Below are 20,242 nucleotides of genomic sequence, written 5' to 3'. Positions count from 1 at the left end.
GCGCTAACAATCCCGCTCTTGCCGCATGTGGGTTTCGGAAAGTGCCATGCCTCAAACACCCAACTTCCCCGCAATTACCCTTAGTTAACCACATTTCTGCCTCAAGTCGGTGGGCATATTGGTCTTGCCTCGTGGGGGCAAACAACTGGGCCTCGAAAAGAATGGGCTCTGGAGGATAACATGAAACTACTTAAGATCGTTGCATTCGGCGCCATCGCCGCCACCCTGACAGCCTGTTCCACTGCTGATGTCGTTTCCCGGAACACACCGCTGGAAACGCCTCGACTTGCCGCTGAAGCGGCTCCGCAAGTTTTGCGGGATTATTCCCTTCATGCGGTTCGTTTTGCTATTCCCGCTGACATGACCGTGTCCGAAGCCAATTCCTATTATCCGATCGCTGACATCGTTTGGCGCGGTGACCCGCTGGGCGACCGATCCGAGCAGATCTCAGAGATGTTCCAGTCTTCCATTCGTGCAGCGGGCCTTGGCCTGACAGGGGCGACACCTGTGATTGCTGACGTTGAACTCGTGCGGTTCCATTCCTTGACAGAACGCACACGCTATTCTGTTGGCGGCGTCCACTCGATCAAGTTTGATCTGACAATCCGTGACGCGGAAACCGGTGAGGTTCTTGAACCTACACGCCGCATCAACGGTGACCTTCCGGGCCTTGGTGGCTACGCGGCGCTGGCTGCGGACAACTCAGGTGAAACTCAGAAGGTGCGTATCATTCGTCACCTGTCCAGCTTGTTCTATCAAAACATGACAGGAATGACCGGACAGGGACAAACCACACTGGCTGGTAGCTGATCCGCTTTCCAAGTTAAGATGAACACGGTAAGGGGGCTGTTATGAAACAGCTCCCTTTACCTATTGTTCGCCTGCTTCCCAAAGCAAAACCGCAAGTCATTCGCCACGGGTTCCCGTGGGTCTTTGCCAATGAGTTGGTTATGGACCGCCGCACCAAGGGCCTGGACCACGGTGGCTTGGTCGTTTTGGAAGACGCAGATCGCCGCCCTCTCGGGCTTGGTACGATCAACCCGAAATCAAAAATCGCCGTGCGTATGTTGGATTTCGATCCAGAGGCCGAGATTGACGAAGCATGGTTCGCCGCCAAGTTGACCCGTGCGCTTCAGCACCGAGATGCGCTTTATGATGCGCCGTTCTACCGTTTGGTGCACGCCGAAGCAGACGGGTTGCCGGGTGTTATCATCGACCGCTTCGGCGATGTGGCCGTGATCCAGCCGAACGCGGCTTATGCAGAACGGATGATCGAGCCTCTTGTTGCGGCTTTGGTTGCGGTGACGGGGGTCAGCACCGTTATCAAGAACGGCACAGGCCGCGCGCGCAGCCTTGAAGGGCTAGAAGAAGAGATGGTCGTCGTACATGGCGATGAACCTACTGGCCCCGTGCCCGTACAGATGAATGGCGCGACCTATATGGCAGATGTCATGGGTGGCCAGAAAACGGGATTGTTCTTTGATCAACGCCCCAACCACGCATTTGCGGCGCAACTGGCCAAGGGTGGTAGTATTCTGGATGTCTTCAGCCATGTTGGTGGTTTCTCATTGGCCGCTTTGGCAAATGGCGCGACGTCCGGCATTGCGGTTGATGGGTCTGCTGCGGCATTGGAACTGGCAGAGGCGGGGGCTGCGGCGTCTGGCGTTGCTGACAAGTTCGAAACGCGTAAGGGCGATGCCTTTGATGTGCTCGAAGCCTTGGGCAAAGACGGCGAGACCTTTGATGTTGTCGTCTGTGATCCGCCAGCCTTCGCACCGAGCAAACCCACCGCTGAAAAGGGCCTGCGAGCCTATGAGCGCGTTGCGCGACTGGCGGCCCCTTTGGTCAAAGAAGGCGGCTATCTTGTGCTGTGTTCCTGTTCTCATGCCGCAGACCTGAAACGGTTCCGTGATGCGTCGGCCCGTGGCATTGGCCGTGGTGGGCGTCGCTCGCAACTGGTTTACACGGGGCAGGCGGGGCCGGATCATCCGCTGCTGCCGCAATTGGCCGAAAGCGGGTATCTAAAGGCGCTTGCCTTCCGTCTATGAGAGTTCTGATCGACGCCTGTGTTCTATACCCGACCGTCATGCGGGAGGTCGTTTTAGGCGTTGCCGGCGAGGGTCTGTTTGACCCGCGCTGGTCGCCGCGCATTTTGGAAGAATGGGCGCGCGCAGCCCGCAAAATCGGCCCCGAGGGCGAAACCATAGCGCGGGGCGAAATAGCCGGAATTCAGGCGCGGTTTCCGCGTGCCGAGGTTAAGATCCCACAAGGGGTCGAGGCGCGGCTTTGGCTGCCGGATCCAAATGACATCCACGTTCTGGCGGCTGCTATTGGCTGTTCAGCAGACGCGATCATGACCGTGAATGCCAAAGATTTCCCGCGCGGGGAACTTGCCGAACAGGGGTTGGATCGCGTGGACCCTGACGGGTTCTTGGTCAGTCTCGCGGTGGATCACCCCGATGCTGTTCAACGTGTCGGTGAGGCTGTCTTGGCCGAAGCGCGCCGTTTGTCAGGCGAAGATTGGGAAATGCGTAAACTGATGCGCAAAGCCCGTTTGCCCCGACTTGGAAAGTTGCTGGCGGCTTAAGCGTTCCAATTGATTTCATTGGCCTCAATCGCGGCGATACGCTCATTGGTTTTGGGGTGGCTCAGCAGCCAAGCAGGTTGGCTTGCTCCGTGCGCCCCAGTGAGGTGTTCCAGCTTGGTAAACAAATCCTTTTGCGCCTGTGTGCCGATCCCCGTTTTGATCAGGAGCGCGCTTGCATAGGCATCGGCCTCGTATTCATCAGAACGGGACAGCCGAGCCATCAACATGCTCATCGCGGCATTGGCGATCATCGGGCCAAGACCAGGGATAAAACGTGACAGAACCATCGCAAGCGCTGTGCGCAGGGCGTTCTGCCCAGAAAAATCGATCATCCGGCGGCGCGAATGGCCCAAGGCCACGTGGCCCAACTCATGGGCGATGACGCTGGCCATTTCTTCGGCGGTGACTGCGCCTTCCTGATATTTTTTGTAGAATCCACGGGTGATGAAAATACGCCCATCTGGTGCGGCCAACCCATTCACGGGGTCCACTTCGTAGATGTTCACCTTGATGCGGGGCAGGTCGACGACTTTGGCCATTTCGGCCGTGAGATCGCGCAATTTAGCGTCTGCAAGTTCGGTCGACTTCGCATCCAGCTCCTTGGCCAGACGCCATGACGATAGACGGTACATGACGATGCCGTAGCCAATAGCGAACAAAATGGGGAGAAACTTGAGCATGGAATAGATATGGGGCCGTTGCCCCTATCTGACAAGCAGATCGAGAGGATGACGGGACAGTCTTTCGCAGCCTGTCTCTGTGACCAGCACAGAATGGCCCAATGTCATAGCTGCCCCAGCGTCGCTGTCCATCAGGATCATATGCAAGAAAAAGACTTGGCCTTGCTGCATCAAAAGCGGGTTTCCTTCGTAAAACATAGGGAAATCCACCCAGATCGGATTGTAGACCGCGCCCATGCCATAACCGCAGGCCTGTAACCGCGCATGGGATAGACCGTGGGCGTCGAACACCTTTGCGTGCGCCCCATAGACATCACCCATCGGCGCGTTTGGTTTTATAGCGGCCTCGCAGGCGGTAAGTGCCTCGGCGGCGGCTGCATGCATTCGGATGTGGGTCTCGGTGGGCGTGCCAGTCAGAATAGTGCGCATCATGGCGGCGTGATAGCGGGCATAGGCGCCGGACCATTCCAACGTCAGCTGGTCTTGGGCGTCCAGATGGCGGCGGCCTGAATAATACCGGCACAGCAACGCTCCGTCGCCGGACCCGATGATAAACTCGTTGCCCGCATAATCGCCGCCCCCTTTAAAGACAGCCCCCTGCATGGCCGCAAGAATATCCCCCTCAAACGCGCCCGCATGGGTGGCGGCCAAGCCTGCGTCCAACGCATCATCCGAGAGGGCCGCTGCGCGGCGGTGCAAGGCGATTTCGGCGGGGGATTTGACTCGCCGCAGAGTGCGGATCAGGTCAGAATGGTCGTGCAGGTCGCGCAGTGTTGCGCGCAGGGCTTGGCCGTTGCGATCCGTCAGGCCGGCTGTGTCGGATTCAAACCCGATTGCTCCGGTGACGCCAAGATCTGCCAATAGCCGAGCGAGGTCTTTGGACGGATCGCAGCCTTCGTACTCGGGCCAGACGTGGATGTGATCGTCTGCCAATGTAGACGTGAAGCGGGCTTGGCGCAGGTCGGGCATCCGTGTCAGCAGGTGAATATCGCCCTGTGCGGTCAAAACCATTGCCTGAAACATCGCAAAGCCAAAGGTGTCATAACCAGTTAGCCACAGGTGACTTTCGGGTGCAAACATAAGCAAAGCATCAAGGCCCGCGTCTTGCACCGCTTTGGTGGCAATGGCTTGGCGGGCGGCATATTCGGCGGTGTCAAAATGGAGTGTCATAGGGCGAGCCTGTAAAGCACCGGCCCAAAGGTCAAGCGGTATCGTTTGCCTGTTTCTTCTTGGCGGCCCGCATCAACCACCAGCCGAGGGCAAGTGTCGCAACAAGGGCCGTGATGAACCCGCTGGCACTGCCCAGAAGGGCAGCAACGGCAGTAATGTTGTCTGCAAAGCCGTAGCCAAGCCCGACATAGATGCCGACCCAGAAAATCTCTCCGACAAAAGCCCAAAGCGCAAAGCGCGGCCAGTTGAACCTCGTCACTCCACAGGTGTAATTCATCCATGGTCCAAGCGGCGCCACGAGCCATGTGGAAAAGAACACAGAGCTGCTGCCGCGCCGGTCCAAGAAATCTTTGGCTTTGGTCATCAACGACGCACGTTTGGGCGTCTTGTGGAACCAGTCATGGGCCCGTTGGCCAAAACCCCGCGCAATCCAGTAACCGGAATTATCCCCCGCAACAGCCCCCCCGAATGCCGCCCCCGCAACGGTCACAAGGCTGAGATCACCCGTTGCAGCAAACCCGCCCGAAGCCAGCATCAATAGCGATGTAGGGATCGGGATGGCCAGACAGCTTAGGAATGTCGCGATCAGAACGATTGTGGTGCCGTAGGTCGCCACCAGTGTCAGGAGAAAGTCACTCATGGGCGATTAATTCCCCGCAGGGGCGCGTGCGGCGCGGTCGGCGTCATGTTGAGCTGCTGCCGCATCCACGCGCGCCTGCAAATCCGCCAATGACACGCCATTTGCGTTTGCGATTGCATCAAGAGAAATGCGGCGCGGCGGGGCGTCAGGATCAATGAACAGCGCTTCGACCATGTATTCACGGGGGAGATGGTAAGACTGCGCCACATAACGCGGTGTCATCCACCCCGCGAGCTGCTGGTTCTGGTGGGCGGGATCGTTCCAGTAAATCGCCGAGGACACTGTCTTGACGCCAAAGTATCCCAGTGCCGTTACAGCAACCGCAAAAGCGAGCAGGGCCAAACGGTGCGTATGCCAAAGATGTTTGATCATGTGAGCACCTTCATGCCGCGCTCGATCCCCTGCAGGGTCATCGGGACCATTCTGTCTGCGCCAAAAATCTCTCGGATCATCTGTACGGATTGGGTGTATTGCCAATAGCGTTCGGGCAGGGGGTTAAGCCAAAGATTATTAGACCATTGTTCCCGTGCGCGTTCCAGCCAGACCTGTCCGGCTTCTTCATTCCAATGTTCATTTGCCCCGCCACGGTAGGCGACCTCGTAAGGGGACATGCTGGCGTCACCGACAAAGATGCATTTGTAGTCAGGGCCGTAGGTGCGCAAGATTTCCCATGTCGGGGTTTGCGCATCCCAGCGACGACGATTGTCCCGCCAAACGCCCTCATAGAGGCAATTGTGGAAATAGAAATGTTCAAGGTGTTTGAACTCGGACTTGGCCGCGCTGAACAGCTCTTCCACCAGTTTGATATGCGGATCCATCGACCCTCCGACATCCAAGAACAACAATACCTTCACAGCGTTGCGCCGTTCTGGTCTTGTTTTTACGTCCAAGTAGCCGTGTTCCGCCGTTGCGCGGATCGTTCCGTCGAGGTCGAGTTCTTCCGCCGCCCCGTCGCGCGCCCAACGGCGCAGGCGTTTCAGGGCGACTTTGATGTTGCGGGTTCCGATTTCAACGGTGTCATCAAGGTTACGAAATTCGCGTTTGTCCCAGACTTTGACGGCACGCTGGTGGCGGGATTTGTCTTGCCCGATGCGCACGCCTTCGGGGTTGTAGCCGTAAGCCCCGAACGGCGAGGTGCCAGCCGTGCCGACCCATTTGTTGCCACCTTGGTGGCGGCCTTTTTGTTCTTCCAGCCGCTGCTTGAGCGTTTCCATCAGCTTGTCGAACCCGCCCAAAGCCTCGATTTCGGCCTTTTCTTCAGCGCTCAGATGCTTTTCAGCCATCTTTTCCAGCCACTCTTGCGGGATGTCGACAGCTTCCATCACTTGATCTGAGGTAATGGCGTCGAGCCCCTCAAAGGCAGCGGCAAAGGCGCGATCGAACTTGTCGATGTTGCGCTCGTCTTTCACCATGCAAGTGCGGGCGAGGTAGTAGAAGGCTTCGATGTCATAGGTCGCAATGCCCGCATCCATGCCTTCCAGAAATGTCAGGTATTCGCGTAAGGAGACTGGCACACCGCCTCTTCGAAGCTGATCGAAGAAGGGCAGAAACATTAGACAGTGCTGCGGGTGATGATGATCGCGATGAACATGCCGATCACGCCAAAGATCATAGCAAAGACTGCGGCCCATTGCGCGATGTCAGCCACTTTCCCACCCTTGGATTTTGCCCGATAGGCCCCCAGCAATGCTCCGAAAAACAAACCGCCGAGAGGATAAATCATGGGTTACGTCCCTTTTAGTGGATTAAGCGATGCGATTTCTCGCAGGCGTGCGCGGACATTCACGTCAGCGCCAAATCCGTAACGCGCCCAGCCCAGAGAGTCCATGCGCACAATGCGTGCTTCTGGAGCACGGCCCAGCATTTCGAGGGCTTCGGCCTTGAACATCATCAAAGTCGCCAGAAGGGCGGCGTTTTCATGGCTGCGGGCGATCGGAATTGAACTATCTGTCAGGTTCAACACGGCCTGTCCGTCCCCAGTAGAAAGGGCAAAGGCGGCAAGCTGTACTGAAACATGCGCTGCGTGAAGACGTGTTTCAGGGGAGCGGTTGTAGATGCGCAGGGATTCGTTGAAGGCTGATAGGGCGATATCGCTGTCATAGCCGACATTCAGGCGGCCAAAGGCGTAATGGGCAAAGCCATCGCGCGGGCCGGACCAGTTATGGGCCCCTGCAAGGCTCACTGCTTGGAGGGCCGCGTTGCGACGATTGTTGCCAGAAGACCCGCCTGTTAGGGCTGTCTCGATGTTTTCGATCCAATCGCGGGTGGTATCGTTTTGCGGTCGCGCGGGGCGGGTGTCACCTGCGGGGTTCTGGCGGCTGAGCACAGCGTTCAGACGTGCAGCGACTTGACCGCGTGTCATGCCATTAGAAAGGGCCGGGTCATAATAGGCCCGCAGGATCAACATATCAAAGCTGGTCAGGACGGCGTGGATGTTGTCGTCGTTGAAAACGGAATCCGACAGACGGTAGAGATCATTAAGCGGACCAAGAGCCTGCGCCAGTTCTTCGTGCAGGCAATCGCGGATTTCTTGTGGGGCCACATCGGATGGCACGAAAACAGCGGCGCGGTCACGACGTTCAAGCGTGGTCCAATCCACGGTTGGAGTGCGGCGCACGGATTTGAATTCTTCCCAAGATGACACGCGCGGCACGACAAAACAGGCGGCACGTGGCACTGCGGCGTTCAAAACGGCACGTGGAATTGCCTCAACAGTAATAGAGGCATCAGCCGCACCGGTCATAAAGATGTCGATGCCAGCCTCATTGCGGAATCGACCCAAAAGGGCGCGCAGATCCGGTGTCAGGCTTGGCGGGATTTGTCCGGTGACGCGGACCGTAATTGGAGCCTCAAAACGGGTCAGGCGCGCAATTGGGCGGCCACTTTCCATTTGAAAAGCGAGGTCCATGAAATCTTTGCCGATTTCGCGGTTAGACCGTGTTGGCGTGTTAACTGTATTGCCTGCGAAGGATCGCATCGGCGGTAAGCTGTCTTGCAGACCCATCGTGCGGGTGGGCAACGTTGGTGATTGCGGGGCGGGGGTACAAGCGGTCATGAACATGACCGACAGCGCCATCAGGCGACGGAATGTACGGTTCATACAATCCCCACTCTTGAAAGACGGCCAGACAGCGCGAAGGGATCGATTCCAGCAGGGTCCAACGCAACGGCGCTGGCCTTATGTAAGGTCAGTTCTTCGGTCCACACCTGTCCCGTCCGGGCATCTTCGGCCCGTGACGTGCGATGCTTTGCGACCGGCATTTTTGCCTTGGTCAACTCTGCTCTCCTTTTAGCTCAGTCCGGAACCTGCCAGTGGACTGAGGCCCGAGTTGGGGCGAAATTGGGCAATTCCGCGTCCAAATGCTCAGGCTCTTTATTTAAAGGGGAAACAGGGGGGGCTTTTCACCGAAAATCGGGGCGTTGCGCCGAGATTGGGGCGGTGTGTGATTCAAAAGACTCAATAGGTTAGTGGGTGTTCTTGATGTGACCACTAGATATGGTGCCAGACTTTCGCAGAAAGCCTGACGGCATATTTTCGAGGAGAATTTGAGCCCTTAACGCTGGCCGCGCACCATAAACGCGAGGCGTTCAAATAGGTGCACGTCCTGTTCGTTCTTCAGCAAGGCGCCATGCAATTTCGGCAACGCAGAGGCACCGTCTTTCTTGAGGTCTTCTGCCGTCAGGTCTTCGGCCAACAAAAGTTTCAGCCAATCCAGAACTTCGGATGTGCTGGGCTTTTTCTTGAGGCCCTGTTGTTCACGAATTTCGTAGAATTGTGTCAGCGCAGCCGTCAGCAAAGCATCCTTGATGCCGGGGTGGTGGACTTCGACGATCTTGCGCATTGTGTCCATGTCCGGAAACTGGATGTAGTGAAAGAAACAGCGGCGCAGGAAAGCGTCTGGCAGTTCTTTTTCGTTGTTGGACGTAATGATGATGATCGGGCGCTGGGTGGCGGTCACGGTTTCGCCGGTCTCATAGACGTGGAATTCCATCCGGTCGAGCTCTTGCAGCAGGTCATTGGGGAATTCGATATCAGCTTTGTCGATTTCATCAATCAAAAGCACCACACGGCCTTCGGTCTGGAATGCCTGCCAGAGTTTGCCCTTTTTGATGTAGTTGGATACGTCGTTGACCTTGTCGTCGCCAAGCTGACTGTCGCGCAGACGGCTAACGGCATCATATTCGTATAGGCCTTGTTGGGCTTTGGTGGTGGACTTGATGTGCCATTCGATCATCGGCAGACCAAGGGCCGCACTCACCTGTCGCGCGAGTTCGGTTTTGCCGGTTCCGGGTTCCCCTTTGACAAGAAGGGGGCGCTCTAGTGTCACAGCGGCGTTGACAGCGACCGTTAGATCATCGGTTGCAACATAGGTCTCGGTTCCGGAAAAACGCATAAGGTGCTCAATTGTCCTGATTTTCAGCAATGTTCACGGTAACATCTCAGCAGGTGGCTTCAACCCATGAAAAGTTGATTGCCAAGGGGGTGACACACTGCCTGTGAGGGAGTAAACGGTGCTTGAAGAGAGGGCAATATATTGTCAAACGATCAAGATATCTCAACATCGACGACCTCCAAGGGAGCCAAGATGAAAGCTGAAACATTCCTGCCGGACGATTATAAACCAGCAGAAAACGAGCCGTTTATGAACGATAAGCAGCTCGAATATTTCCGCCGCAAGTTGTTGACCTGGCGTTCCGAGATTATGGAAGACAGCCGCGACACCATCGAATCTATGAAAGATGGCACGCGTAATATTCCCGACGTCGCAGATCGCGCTTCGGAAGAAACCGATCGCGCGTTGGAATTGCGGACCCGTGATCGCGAACGCAAGCTGGTTGCTAAAATCGATGGTGCATTGCGCCGCATCGACGAAGGCGAGTTCGGTTATTGTGACGTTACGGGTGAGCCAATCAGCCTGAAACGTCTGGATGCCCGTCCAATCGCGACCATGAGCCTTGAGGCGCAAGAGCGCCACGAGCGGCGCGAAAAGGTCCACCGGACGGATTGATCCTTTAATGACAGAATTATCGACACACCAGCATGGCGGCCTCAATCGGGGTCGCCATGTTTCGATTGTAGGGGGCGGCATTGGCGGTCTGACCTGCGCGCTGGCCTTTGCGCGCAGCGGGGCGCGGGTGGACGTACATGAACAGGCGCCAGAGATTGGCGAAGTCGGGGCAGGGATCCAGATCACACCCAACGGCGCACGCGTGTTTGAGGCCTTGGGGCTGGACGGCGCCGCAGTTGAGGCCGCTTCGATAAAATCCAAGGCTGTGCTGCCGATGGATGGGCTAACGGGACGACAGATCACTCGGTTTGATCTGACATCTCTGGACGGACCCGCATATCGGTTCTACCACCGTGCCAGTTTGATTGGGTTGCTACTGGATGCTTGTCGCGACGCGGGCGTGGTGATCCATCTGGGTTCAAAGATCACCGTTGATGAGGTTGACGGTGATCTGGTCGTGGGCGCAGAAGGCATTCATTCGCAAACGCGCGCTCTGTTGAATGGCCTACAAGAGCCGTTCTTTACAGGGCAGGTGGCGTGGCGGGCCATGGTGGATGCGCCAGATGCAGACGCGGTTGCGCGGATCTGGATGGCGCCAAACCGTCATGTCGTGACCTATCCGCTGAAGGGCGGGCTGCTGAATATCGTGGCGGTGCTAGAACGCCAACAATGGGCACCCGAAGGCTGGGCACACCCCGATGATGCAGGCAATTTGCGCCACGTTTTTCGGGACGGCGCACCGGAATTGAAAGGCATATTGTCGAAAGTCGACGAGGTGCATCTGTGGGGGTTGTTCCGCCATCCCGTGGCCGAGCAATGGCACAACGACACCGTCGCAATCCTTGGGGATGCCGCGCATCCAACACTTCCGTTTTTGGCGCAGGGCGCGAATATGGCGATCGAGGATGCGTTTGTTCTGTCGCGATGCTGTGATGAGGCGGCAGATATTGCCAGTGCTCTTGCCACGTATCAGGCTGATCGTAAGCCGCGTGTCTCCCGTGCGATTGATGCTGCAAATGCCAATGCACGGAACTATCACCTGTCTGGAATTAGGCGAGGTCTTTCACATACTGCCTTGAAAATAATCGGGAAAACTGCGCCGAATGCATTTCTAAACCGGATGGACTGGCTTTATGGGTGTGATGTGACGACGGATCGTCGCTAAGCTGCGCTTGCGCCCCGCCCACCGTCCCATCCTATGCGTCGAGATCGACCCAGACAGGAACGTGGTCAGAGGGCTTTTCTCGGCCCCGTACTTCGGATTCGATCCAACAGTCATTGAGTAGGTCAGCACACTGATTTGACAACAAAAAGTGGTCAATGCGGATGCCGTCATTGCGATCCCACGCGCCCGCTTGGTAGTCCCAGAACGAGTAGTGCCCGGCGCCGCTGTGGCACGCGCGGAAGGCTTCTGTCAGCCCAAGGTTCAGCAAGCGGCGAAAGGCTGCGCGACTGTCTGGTCGAAACAGGGCATCATCCGTCCATGCCTCGGGGCGTTTGGCGTCTTCTGGCTGCGGAATTATGTTGTAATCTCCGGCCATTAGGAAAGGCTCTTCAAGTTTCATGAGCTCTTCTGCTCGCGTCTTGAGGCGTTCCATCCAGCGCAGTTTGTAGTCGTATTTCGGTCCCGGTGCTGGATTGCCGTTGGGCAAGTACAGGCCGCAGATGCGGATGGCTTTGTCGCCGATGACCGTCGCCTCGATGTAGCGGGCTTCGATGTCGTCAACGCCTTCGCGGCCTGCACCCTCACCACCGGGCAATCCACGGGTGACGTCTTCGAGCGGGAGTTTGGACAGGATCGCGACCCCGTTGAAACCCTTTTGGCCGTGGGTTTCGACAGTATATCCCATGTTTTCAAAGTGTTCGCGCGGGAAGCCTTCGTCGACGGATTTGATTTCTTGCAAAAGGGCAACGTCTGGCTGCGACCCTTCTAGCCATTCAGTCAGCGCGCCGATGCGCGCCTTGACGCCGTTGATATTAAATGTCGCGATTTTCATGGTGCAGCCCTCGGTTTGTGACGCTGTTTTGCCAGCCTCACGTCAAAGGCACAACCTACATCGAGAAACTGACGCCACAGCCACAAGAGCTGGATGCGTTGGGGTTTTCGATGACAAAGCGTGCGCCGATCAACTCTTCTGTGAAATCGATGGTCGCATCGGTCAGGAAGGGAAGGGAAATACTGTCGATAATGACTTTTTCACCGGCGCCTTCGAGAACCAGATCATCGTCTTTGGGGGTGTCCAGATCGATCTCGTATTGGAAGCCGGAACAGCCGCCGCCCTCAACTGCGATGCGTAGGGCTTTGCCGTCCGCATTCGCGCCGATCTCGGACAGGCGCTCAAAGGCGCGCGAGGTCACTTTAGGGGGAAGAGTCAGCATGATTGCGGCCTTTAGGTTGGATGATGGTTTCAATATAGGTGGGGCAGGCAGAGGCGACAAGGCAGTGTCGTCCATGACGCAACGATTGGGACAGATTATGACGGCGAGTTACGCTTGCAGTCCAGCGCAAACGCGCGGGCGGCTTTACCCTGAAGATGAAAGTGAATTTCGCTCTCCGTTTCAGAGGGATCGCGATCGGATCATTCATGCATCCGCATTTCGGCGGCTAAAGCACAAAACCCAAGTTTTTGTGGAACATGAGGGTGATTATTTTCGCACCCGTCTGACCCATTCGATCGAAGTTGCTCAGGTTGCCCGCACTATTGCAGGCACTTTGGGTCTGAACGGAGAACTGACCGAGGCCGTCGCTTTGGCCCACGACCTTGGGCACACGCCGTTTGGCCACACAGGCGAGGATGCGTTGGGCGAGCTGATGAAGCCTTACGGTGGCTTTGATCACAATGCGCAGGCGATCCGCATCGTGACGTCGCTTGAAAGGCATTATGCCGAGTGGGACGGGCTGAACCTGACGTGGGAGACCTTAGAGGGGATCGCCAAACACAACGGGCCTGTTGGCGAACCGGTGCCTTATGCGCTCGCCGATTATAACGAACGCCATAATCTGGAACTGCAAACCCATGCCAGTGCCGAAGCACAGGTTGCGGCGTTGGCGGACGATGTGGCCTACAATCACCACGATATTCATGACGGGTTGCGGGCGGAATTGTTCAGCACGGATGATCTGTTGCACCTGCCCATCGTCGGGGCCTGTTTTCGTGAAGTGGATGCAAAGTACCCGAGCCTTGATAAATACCGCCGTCGTCACGAAGCCTTGCGGCGCTTCTTTGGGGTGTTGGTTGAGGATGTGATCAACGTCAGTCGTGCCAACCTTGCCGAGCTTGGCCCGCAAACCTGCGCAGATATTCGCGGCGCGGGCCGGATGATGGTGCAGTTTTCACCTGAATTATGGTCTGATCTTAAGGTCGTGCGTAAGTTCTTGTTTACACAGATGTATCGCGCACCAAGCGTGGTGAAGATGCGGGCTGACGTGACGCAAGTTGTCGAAGACCTGTTCCCGCTTTTCATGACCCAGCCCGAGCATCTGCCAAAACAATGGCGCAAAGACGTGGCGGCGGCGGCGGATGAAACTGCTTTGGCACGGATCGTGTCTGATTACATTTCGGGCATGACAGACCGTTTCGCGATTGAGACCCATGAGCGCCTGATGGGTTAGGCGCGGCGGCGCAGGAGCGCCGCGATGACGGTAAGATAAATCATTGCGAAAACGGCTACGCCGATTGAGACCTCAAGGTTGAGAGGTGCGAAGGCGCTCGGGTAGTCAACGTAGTGCGCCGGCATTCCGATCCTGCCCAAGTGAAACAGCGGTATTACCCAAATACAGAGTGATGTGACGATAGTTGTTGGAATGGCCCAGACCTTCCACCGTTGAAGGGGGGCATCTCTCGTAAACAGCAGGAGCGCGGGGAGGGCAAACCATGCAAGCCCCATGGGGAACAGGTACTGAATGGCGATAATTGCCATGGTGCCGTTCAGCGCAAGACCATCGGTTGTCTGTGCGAGGGCGGCAGGCGTTACAGTGATAAAGACAACGCCAAAGGTCATAATAATCAGCCAAGGGCGGCGCTCGGCCATCAATGACAGCGCGGCGCAAACGAGAAATGGAACCACGAGGGCCGCAATCCAAAGCCACGCATATGGCACGGTGATCATATGCATTGAGCGGGTCGTGAGCAGCAAGGCGGCAATGACAGTCACGAGGCCAACGACGCTCATGAACCGGAATTTTGGGAGTGTCGACGCCATCGCGTAGACCCCGAGGTACAGCATGGCATTTGCGGGCAGGGCGATCATTTGCCCGACATGTCCGAGCAAGAACGGGTCGAGGCCGGGAAACATCTGAAGCAATAAAGACGTGGGTGTATAGAGCGGCGGATAGAGGATCCAGCCCACTCCTGCGCCGGGGGATTCAGCGGTTTCCAGTCCGATGGGCGGTAATGTGAGTAAGATCACCAAGACGGTAAGGCTGACGCTAAGAACAAGGCCCAACCACATAAACAGGGCTGATAAGAGCGCGCCTTTGTCACGCGATGCAGATGACAATGCAGTTCCGACAAGCATTACAGCCAGAAAACACGTCAATCTGTGGACCTGTACAAAGGCAAGGTACTGATATCCATCCGGCTGTGCGTCATGGGTCAGAAAAAGCGAAGCACCGGGGGATGCGAGTTCCCAACGGATGACGAATGCGGTGAGCGCAACACCAAGAGCTGCCAAACAAGATAGAGAGAACAAGATACGGGTCATGCAAGCCTCGTTGACGTTTGTTGCCATGGTGCTAAACGGACAGTTCCCAGAAAGGAAGCACCATGAACCTGTTCGCCGATATCCGCAGCACCGTGATTACCTGCCTTGAGGCTATGACGGCCGAAGGCATTTTGCCCGAAGGGCTTGATTTTGCCAACGTTGCGGTCGAACCACCACGCGATGCAAGTCATGGTGATATGGCGACCAATGCGGCGATGGTTTTGGCCAAGCCTGCCAAAGCCAAACCGCGTGACATTGCTGATGCGCTGGCCGCTAAGCTGGCCGCAGACCCCCGTATCGCGGGTGTCGAGGTCGCAGGGCCAGGGTTCTTGAACCTGCGTTTGAATGCGAACGTTTGGGCGGGGGTGGTTAAGGCCGCGTTGAGCGATCCTGCGTTCGGCAAGTCCACTTTGGGTGCGGATAAGAAAATTAACGTCGAATACGTAAGTGCGAACCCGACAGGGCCGTTGCACGTGGGTCACACGCGCGGCGCGGTTTTTGGCGATGCTTTGGCGTCTCTGCTGGATTACGCGGGCTACGACGTCACGCGCGAATACTACATCAACGATGGTGGCGCGCAGGTCGATGTTTTGGCGCGCTCCGTCTATTTGCGCTACCTTGAGGCCCACGGCCAAGAGGTGACGTTTGAAGATGGAACATATCCTGGTGAGTATCTGATCGAGGCTGGCGAGGCTTTGAAAGCCAAGGTTGGCGATGCTTATATCGACAAGGGCGAACAGTATTGGTTGGAAGACGTACGCGAGTTCGGCACCGACGCAATGATGCAGATGATCCGCGATGATCTGGCGTCTATCGGTGTGAAGATGGACGTCTTCTATTCCGAGAAATCACTATACGGCACCGGTCGGATCGAAGCTGCGATTAAGGATCTTGATGACAAAGGCCTGATCTATCGCGGCACGCTTGAGCCGCCAAAAGGTAAGCTGCCAGAAGATTGGGAAGCGCGTGAACAGACCCTGTTCAAGTCCACTGATTTTGGCGATGATGTCGATCGTCCGATCCAAAAGTCTGACGGCGCTTGGACCTATTTTGCACCCGATATCGCGTACCATTTTGATAAAGTTACCAGAGGCTTCGACGAACTAATTGATGTGTTTGGTGCCGACCACGGCGGATACGTTAAGCGGATGAAGGCGGCTGTTGCTGCGTTGTCTGGCAACAGCGTTCCGCTGGATATCAAGCTCACCCAACTGGTGAAGTTGTTCAAGAATGGTGAGCCGTTCAAAATGTCCAAACGGGCGGGCACGTTCATTATGTTGCGCGATCTGGTTGAACAGGTTGGCAGCGATGTAACGCGGTTCCATATGCTGACGCGCAAAAACGACGCGCCGCTTGATTTTGATTTCGACAAAGTCACGGAACAATCCAAAGACAACCCGGTTTTCTACGTTCAATACGCCAGCGCGCGGGTTCATTCTGTGCTGCGCAAAGCCGCTGAGGCGGGGATTGATACGTCTGATCTGGCGGCGGCTGACATGGCGCTTGCGGCGTCCGAGGCCGAGTTGACCCTTGCTGCGAAGATCGCGGAATGGCCGCGCTTGGTGGAAATTGCGGCTAAGGGCCACGAACCGCACCGTATTGCATTCTACCTGTATGATCTGGCGTCTGAGGTGCACGCACTTTGGAATCGTGGCAACGACGATGTGTCTTTGCGGTTCCTGCAAGAAGACGATGTCCCGGCGTCACAGGCGAAAATCGCCCTCATTCGTGCCGCCAGCGTTGTAATTTCTCACGGTTTGGGTATCTTGGGCGTAACTCCAGCGGAAGAGATGCGCTAAAGCGCACGTGTCTGGGGCCAAGAGGCGTTAAATAGTAGCGGATAAATCCGTTCAGTGAGGCAGACACATGGCAGATTTTACAGCGGGCCCAAATGGGGCAGGCTCAGGGACTCCGTCCGGTTTTGGAGCAGGCAAATACGTAAACGTGGCAGCCGCCGCGATTTCGGTTGCTCTCATCGGTGGCGTTGGAGTTTGGGGTTTTAAGCTTTTGATGCGGGATGTGACCGGGGTTCCGGTTGTTCGTGCAATGGAAGGCGAGATGCGTGTCGCGCCCGAAAATCCGGGCGGTGAAATTGCCAGCCATGTCGGATTGTCTGTTAACTCCGTCCCCGCAGAGGGGGGGGCCGCTGAACCCGAGGATCGTTTGGTTCTCGCGCCGAGCAACGTAAACCTTCAGGCCGAAGATATGGACGTCGCACCGACGATCGCAGAGGCAAGCGAAGTCGTTGTGGCCGACGCACCCGAAGCTGTTGACCCACTGGCCCAAGCCGTGCCCGCAACCTTGACCGAAACAACAGAAGTGGAATCTGAACAGATTGCTGCTTTGGCAACGCCTGTAGATCCGTCGACGCCGTTGACTGCCAATGACATTTTGGCACTGGCAGACCAGATCGCGGCAGGGGCCAACCCGATGACAGATTTGGCCGAAGGTCAGGATGTCCCGATCGAAGTCGCCGTGAATGGTGTGACTGTTGATCCCGACATTATTCCTGATGCGGTGCCAGGTGTGCGCCGATCTCCGCGTCCGACATCGCGCCCTGCAAACCGCCCAGTGGCCGCGGCGGTTATCCCTGCAGCCGCAACCGCGACAGCGGCGGCGCCGACAACTACGGTTGTGGCCTCCGCCAGCGGCATAACCGGCCAAGTCACAACAACACCGATCCCTGTTGGCACGAAGTTGGTGCAGCTGGGTGCCTTTGACAGCGCTGATATCGCAGCCGCGGAGTGGGTCCGTATGACGGGCCGTTTCCCGGACTTCTTTGACGGTAAGGAACAAGTTATCCAGCAGGCAACGTCTGGTGGCCGGACGTTCTTCCGCTTGCGCGCAACTGGGTTTGCAGACCTAAGCGATGCACGTCGCTTTTGTGCGGCAATGTCGGCTGAAGGTGCTGCCTGTATTCCGGTTGTGGTGCGTTAAGTGACCTTCGGAGCTGCGATCTTTGGCCCCGAAGGGCCAGAGATAACTGATTGGGAACGCGCGTATTTTCGCGACTATAAGCCGTTTGGCTTTATCCTGTTTGCCCGCAATGTGGAAAATCCAGATCAATTGAAACGCCTTTGCGGTGACCTGCGCGAGGCGGCGGGGCATGATGCGCCTATTTTGGTGGACCAAGAAGGCGGTCGCGTACAGCGGCTGCGTGCGCCTCATTGGCGCCAATGGTTGCCGCCACTTGAACAAATGGAACAGGCAAGCGATCCAATGCGCGCCATGTGGCTGCGCTATAGGATCATTGCAGAGGAACTGCGCACTGTTGGCATCGATAGCAATTGTGCACCGTGTGCCGATATTACGGCGCGGCTGACACACCCGTTTTTGCGTAACCGCTGCTATGGCGGCGATGCTGTGACGGTGATGGATGCGTCGCGGGCGGTTGCGGACGCGCATTTGGCAGGCGGGGTTCTTCCTGTCGTCAAACATATTCCGGGCCATGGCCGTGCGACGGTGGACAGCCATAAGAACTTACCGACCGTGACAGCGACCCGAGAAGAGTTGGATCGCGAAGATTTCGCACCATTCAAGGCGCTTGCCGATCTACCACTGGGAATGACCGCGCATATCGTGTTCGAAGACATCGACGATAGCGCACCTGCAACAACCAGCCGCGTGATGATGGATGTGATCCGCCATGACATTGGTTTTAATGGGTTGTTGATGACAGATGACATCGGAATGGAAGCCCTGTCAGGGGATGTGGCACAACGATCTTCGGCATCTATCGCGGCGGGATGTGACGTGATTTTGCATTGCTGTGGTGATGCTGCAGAAATCGTTCAGGTCGGCGAAGCCGCGGGTCAAATGACTGATGCAGCACAAGCCCGCGCAGAAGCGGCCTTGTTGATGCGCAAATCACCAACGCCCGTTGACATTGACGCCCTGTCAGAGGAATTTGACGACCTATTGAACTAAGCATCCAGTTTGAGGTGCTGGGGCCTGCGTTAGGCCCTTATATGGGGCGTTATGTCGGATACCACAGGCCAATTGACCATGGACGTAAGCGACCGCCTTGCAGCGGAAGCGCTGATTGTGGACGTGGACGGCTTTGAAGGGCCGCTTGATCTATTGCTAACGCTGTCACGGACCCAAAAGGTCGATCTGCGCCAAATCTCTGTGCTGGCCTTGGCGCAGCAATATCTGGCGTTTATCGACAAAGCGCGGGATTTGCGACTGGAACTGGCGGCTGATTACCTCGTGATGGCGGCATGGCTGGCGTTCCTTAAGTCTCGTTTGTTGTTGCCCCCCGATCCCAGCGAAGAGGGGCCAAGCGGCGAAGAACTGGCCGCGCATTTGGCGTTCCAGCTCGAACGGTTGTCTGCGATGCGCGATCACGCAGCAAAACTGATGGCCCGCGACCAATTGGGGCGTGACTTTTTCGCACGCGGCATCACCGAAGACGTGACCCGAACGCGCCGTGTGACATATACCGCGACACTGTTGGATTTGATGCAAGGTTATGCGCGGATCAGAACCAAAGACGAATTCCGCCCCTTCGTGATGGACCGCGACCGCGTGTTCACAATGGAAGAGGCATTGGGCCGTATGCGCGGGTTGATCGGCTTTGCGGGCGATTGGACCGATATTCTATCCTACCTGCCTGAAGGCTGGGAAATGGACCCTGTGAAACGGCGTTCAGCCACAGCCAGCACGTTTGCGGCGTCCTTGGAATTGGCCAAAGAAGGCAAGATTGAACTGCGGCAAGGCGATGTGTTCGCGCCGATCCAGATCAGAAAGAAAGACCGATGAGCGAAGATCAAACGCCAGCCAACATTGCGGAACAGCCCGAAGAAAGCCTGTTCGAAGCCCCGCCAATGGGCGAACAAGAACGCATGGTCGAAGCGATCTTGTTTGCGAGTGCGGAACCTGTGACCGTCAAAGAACTTGCTGGGCGGATGCCCCATGGGTGCGACCCTGCAGAAGCCTTGGTGCATCTCCGTAGACGCTATGAGGGACGCGGTGTGACCCTTATTAAGGTAGGCGATGCTTGGGCAATGCGAACGGCGCCTGATCTTGGGTTTTTGATGCAAAAGGAAACGGTTGAGACCCGCAAACTGTCACGTGCGGCCGTCGAAACATTGGCGATTGTGGCCTATCATCAGCCTGTCACCCGCGCAGAAATCGAAGAAATTCGCGGCGTAAGCGTGAGCCGCGGAACCGTAGACCAGCTGATTGAATTGGAATGGATCCGCTTTGGTCGTCGGCGCATGACACCTGGACGGCCTGTGACCTTTGTTGTCACGCAGGATTTCTTGGATCACTTCGGTCTGGAAAGCGCGCGCGACTTGCCTGGATTGAAAGAACTGCGCTCTGCTGGCTTGCTCGAAAGCCGCCCTGCACCAAGCTTGGCAACCGACGAGGAAAGCGAAGACGGGGACGACGATGAGAACCAGTCCGAGATGTTTGACGAGGCATAAGGTGGCTGTCGCCCTCAAAATGC

General features: G+C 56.7%; 23 protein-coding genes. 11 read left to right on the top strand and 12 right to left on the bottom strand.

The features are described from left to right. Positions 1–180: 180 nt before the first annotated feature. The 3 genes from KO486_RS10510 to KO486_RS10500 are packed head-to-tail and all read left to right on the top strand — an operon-like array spanning position 181 to position 2,587. Positions 181–810, top strand: a complete 630-nt coding sequence (locus KO486_RS10510; protein ID WP_216037177.1) for a DUF6778 family protein — start codon at positions 181–183, stop codon at positions 808–810. Positions 811–851: 41 nt separating this feature from the next. After that, positions 852–2,048, top strand: a complete 1,197-nt coding sequence (locus tag KO486_RS10505) for an RSP_2647 family RNA methyltransferase (RefSeq protein ID WP_216037176.1) — start codon at positions 852–854, stop codon at positions 2,046–2,048. Then, the gene (locus tag KO486_RS10500) at positions 2,045–2,587 is read left to right on the top strand and encodes an RSP_2648 family PIN domain-containing protein (protein WP_216037175.1); all 543 of its coding nucleotides are present in this window, start codon (positions 2,045–2,047) and stop codon (positions 2,585–2,587) included. Before KO486_RS10505 ends, KO486_RS10500 begins: the two co-directional genes overlap by 4 nt. On the opposite strand, the gene KO486_RS10495 is transcribed toward KO486_RS10500, so the two are convergent. The 9 genes from KO486_RS10495 to KO486_RS10455 form a co-directional block, all read right to left on the bottom strand. Continuing rightward, entirely contained in the window at positions 2,584–3,267 is a 684-nt protein-coding gene (locus KO486_RS10495; RefSeq protein WP_216037174.1) for a M48 family metallopeptidase, read from the bottom strand. The genes KO486_RS10500 and KO486_RS10495 overlap by 4 nt on opposite strands. A 24-nt stretch (positions 3,268–3,291) precedes the next feature. Next, entirely contained in the window at positions 3,292–4,437 is a 1,146-nt protein-coding gene (locus KO486_RS10490) for a Xaa-Pro peptidase family protein (protein WP_216037173.1), read from the bottom strand. A 31-nt stretch (positions 4,438–4,468) separates the two neighbouring features. Continuing rightward, positions 4,469–5,077, bottom strand: coding sequence for a VTT domain-containing protein (locus KO486_RS10485; RefSeq protein ID WP_216037172.1), 609 nt, complete (start codon positions 5,075–5,077; stop codon positions 4,469–4,471). Positions 5,078–5,083: 6 nt separating this feature from the next. Next, the gene (locus KO486_RS10480; RefSeq protein ID WP_216037171.1) at positions 5,084–5,449 is read right to left on the bottom strand and encodes a hypothetical protein; all 366 of its coding nucleotides are present in this window, start codon (positions 5,447–5,449) and stop codon (positions 5,084–5,086) included. Next, entirely contained in the window at positions 5,446–6,630 is a 1,185-nt protein-coding gene (locus tag KO486_RS10475) for a VWA domain-containing protein (RefSeq protein WP_216037170.1), read from the bottom strand. Before KO486_RS10475 ends, KO486_RS10480 begins: the two co-directional genes overlap by 4 nt. Continuing rightward, entirely contained in the window at positions 6,630–6,800 is a 171-nt protein-coding gene (locus KO486_RS10470; protein WP_216037169.1) for a hypothetical protein, read from the bottom strand. The genes KO486_RS10475 and KO486_RS10470 overlap by 1 nt, the downstream gene beginning before the upstream one ends. Before the next feature lie 3 nt (positions 6,801–6,803). Continuing rightward, a complete protein-coding gene (locus tag KO486_RS10465; RefSeq protein ID WP_216037168.1) occupies positions 6,804–8,177 on the bottom strand; it encodes a DUF2927 domain-containing protein in 1,374 nt (457 codons plus the stop codon). Beyond that, complete coding sequence (locus KO486_RS10460; protein ID WP_216037167.1) at positions 8,174–8,353, bottom strand: hypothetical protein; 180 nt, start codon at positions 8,351–8,353, stop codon at positions 8,174–8,176. Before KO486_RS10460 ends, KO486_RS10465 begins: the two co-directional genes overlap by 4 nt. 278 nt (positions 8,354–8,631) lie before the next feature. Further along, positions 8,632–9,471 carry a MoxR family ATPase gene (locus KO486_RS10455; protein WP_216037166.1) on the bottom strand — a complete coding sequence of 280 codons (840 nt, stop codon included), beginning with the start codon at positions 9,469–9,471 and terminating at the stop codon, positions 8,632–8,634. Between the two features lie 192 nt (positions 9,472–9,663). Here KO486_RS10455 and dksA point away from each other — a divergent pair, with 192 nt between their 5' ends. Both dksA and KO486_RS10445 read left to right on the top strand, forming a co-directional pair. After that, positions 9,664–10,086, top strand: a complete 423-nt coding sequence (gene dksA, locus KO486_RS10450) for an RNA polymerase-binding protein DksA (RefSeq protein ID WP_216037165.1) — start codon at positions 9,664–9,666, stop codon at positions 10,084–10,086. 7 nt (positions 10,087–10,093) lie between these two features. Next, positions 10,094–11,251, top strand: coding sequence for an FAD-dependent monooxygenase (locus KO486_RS10445; protein WP_216037164.1), 1,158 nt, complete (start codon positions 10,094–10,096; stop codon positions 11,249–11,251). A 31-nt stretch (positions 11,252–11,282) separates the two neighbouring features. Here the strand turns inward: KO486_RS10445 and xth are convergent, their stop codons facing one another. Then, on the bottom strand, positions 11,283–12,083 hold the full coding sequence (gene xth / locus KO486_RS10440; protein WP_216037163.1) for an exodeoxyribonuclease III: 801 nt from the start codon (positions 12,081–12,083) through the stop codon (positions 11,283–11,285). 55 nt (positions 12,084–12,138) lie between these two features. Continuing rightward, complete coding sequence (locus KO486_RS10435; RefSeq protein ID WP_216037162.1) at positions 12,139–12,465, bottom strand: iron-sulfur cluster assembly accessory protein; 327 nt, start codon at positions 12,463–12,465, stop codon at positions 12,139–12,141. Between the two features lie 97 nt (positions 12,466–12,562). Between KO486_RS10435 and KO486_RS10430 the strand changes: the two genes are divergently transcribed. Beyond that, positions 12,563–13,699, top strand: a complete 1,137-nt coding sequence (locus KO486_RS10430; protein ID WP_216037564.1) for a deoxyguanosinetriphosphate triphosphohydrolase — start codon at positions 12,563–12,565, stop codon at positions 13,697–13,699. Here the strand turns inward: KO486_RS10430 and KO486_RS10425 are convergent. Continuing rightward, positions 13,696–14,790 carry a hypothetical protein gene (locus KO486_RS10425; RefSeq protein WP_216037161.1) on the bottom strand — a complete coding sequence of 365 codons (1,095 nt, stop codon included), beginning with the start codon at positions 14,788–14,790 and terminating at the stop codon, positions 13,696–13,698. The two genes, KO486_RS10430 and KO486_RS10425, sit on opposite strands and share 4 nt — an antisense overlap. 62 nt (positions 14,791–14,852) lie before the next feature. Here KO486_RS10425 and argS point away from each other — a divergent pair, with 62 nt between their 5' ends. From argS to scpB, 5 genes are all read left to right on the top strand, one after another. Next, positions 14,853–16,589, top strand: a complete 1,737-nt coding sequence (argS, locus tag KO486_RS10420; RefSeq protein ID WP_216037160.1) for an arginine--tRNA ligase — start codon at positions 14,853–14,855, stop codon at positions 16,587–16,589. A gap of 67 nt (positions 16,590–16,656) precedes the next feature. Continuing rightward, positions 16,657–17,727: an SPOR domain-containing protein gene (locus KO486_RS10415; protein ID WP_216037159.1), complete on the top strand. Its 1,071-nt coding sequence runs from the start codon at positions 16,657–16,659 to the stop codon at positions 17,725–17,727. Continuing rightward, a complete protein-coding gene (locus KO486_RS10410) occupies positions 17,728–18,717 on the top strand; it encodes a glycoside hydrolase family 3 N-terminal domain-containing protein (protein ID WP_216037158.1) in 990 nt (329 codons plus the stop codon). Positions 18,718–18,768: 51 nt separating this feature from the next. Next, positions 18,769–19,551, top strand: coding sequence for a ScpA family protein (locus tag KO486_RS10405; protein ID WP_216037157.1), 783 nt, complete (start codon positions 18,769–18,771; stop codon positions 19,549–19,551). Then, positions 19,548–20,219, top strand: a complete 672-nt coding sequence (gene scpB, locus KO486_RS10400; RefSeq protein ID WP_216037156.1) for an SMC-Scp complex subunit ScpB — start codon at positions 19,548–19,550, stop codon at positions 20,217–20,219. The genes KO486_RS10405 and scpB overlap by 4 nt, the downstream gene beginning before the upstream one ends. Positions 20,220–20,242: the final 23 nt, after the last annotated feature.

This window comes from Octadecabacter sp. B2R22, assembly GCF_018861045.1.
Classification (GTDB): domain Bacteria; phylum Pseudomonadota; class Alphaproteobacteria; order Rhodobacterales; family Rhodobacteraceae; genus Octadecabacter.
The sequence above is the reverse complement of the archived record's forward strand: the minus strand, read 5'-3'. Positions and strand labels throughout refer to the sequence as shown.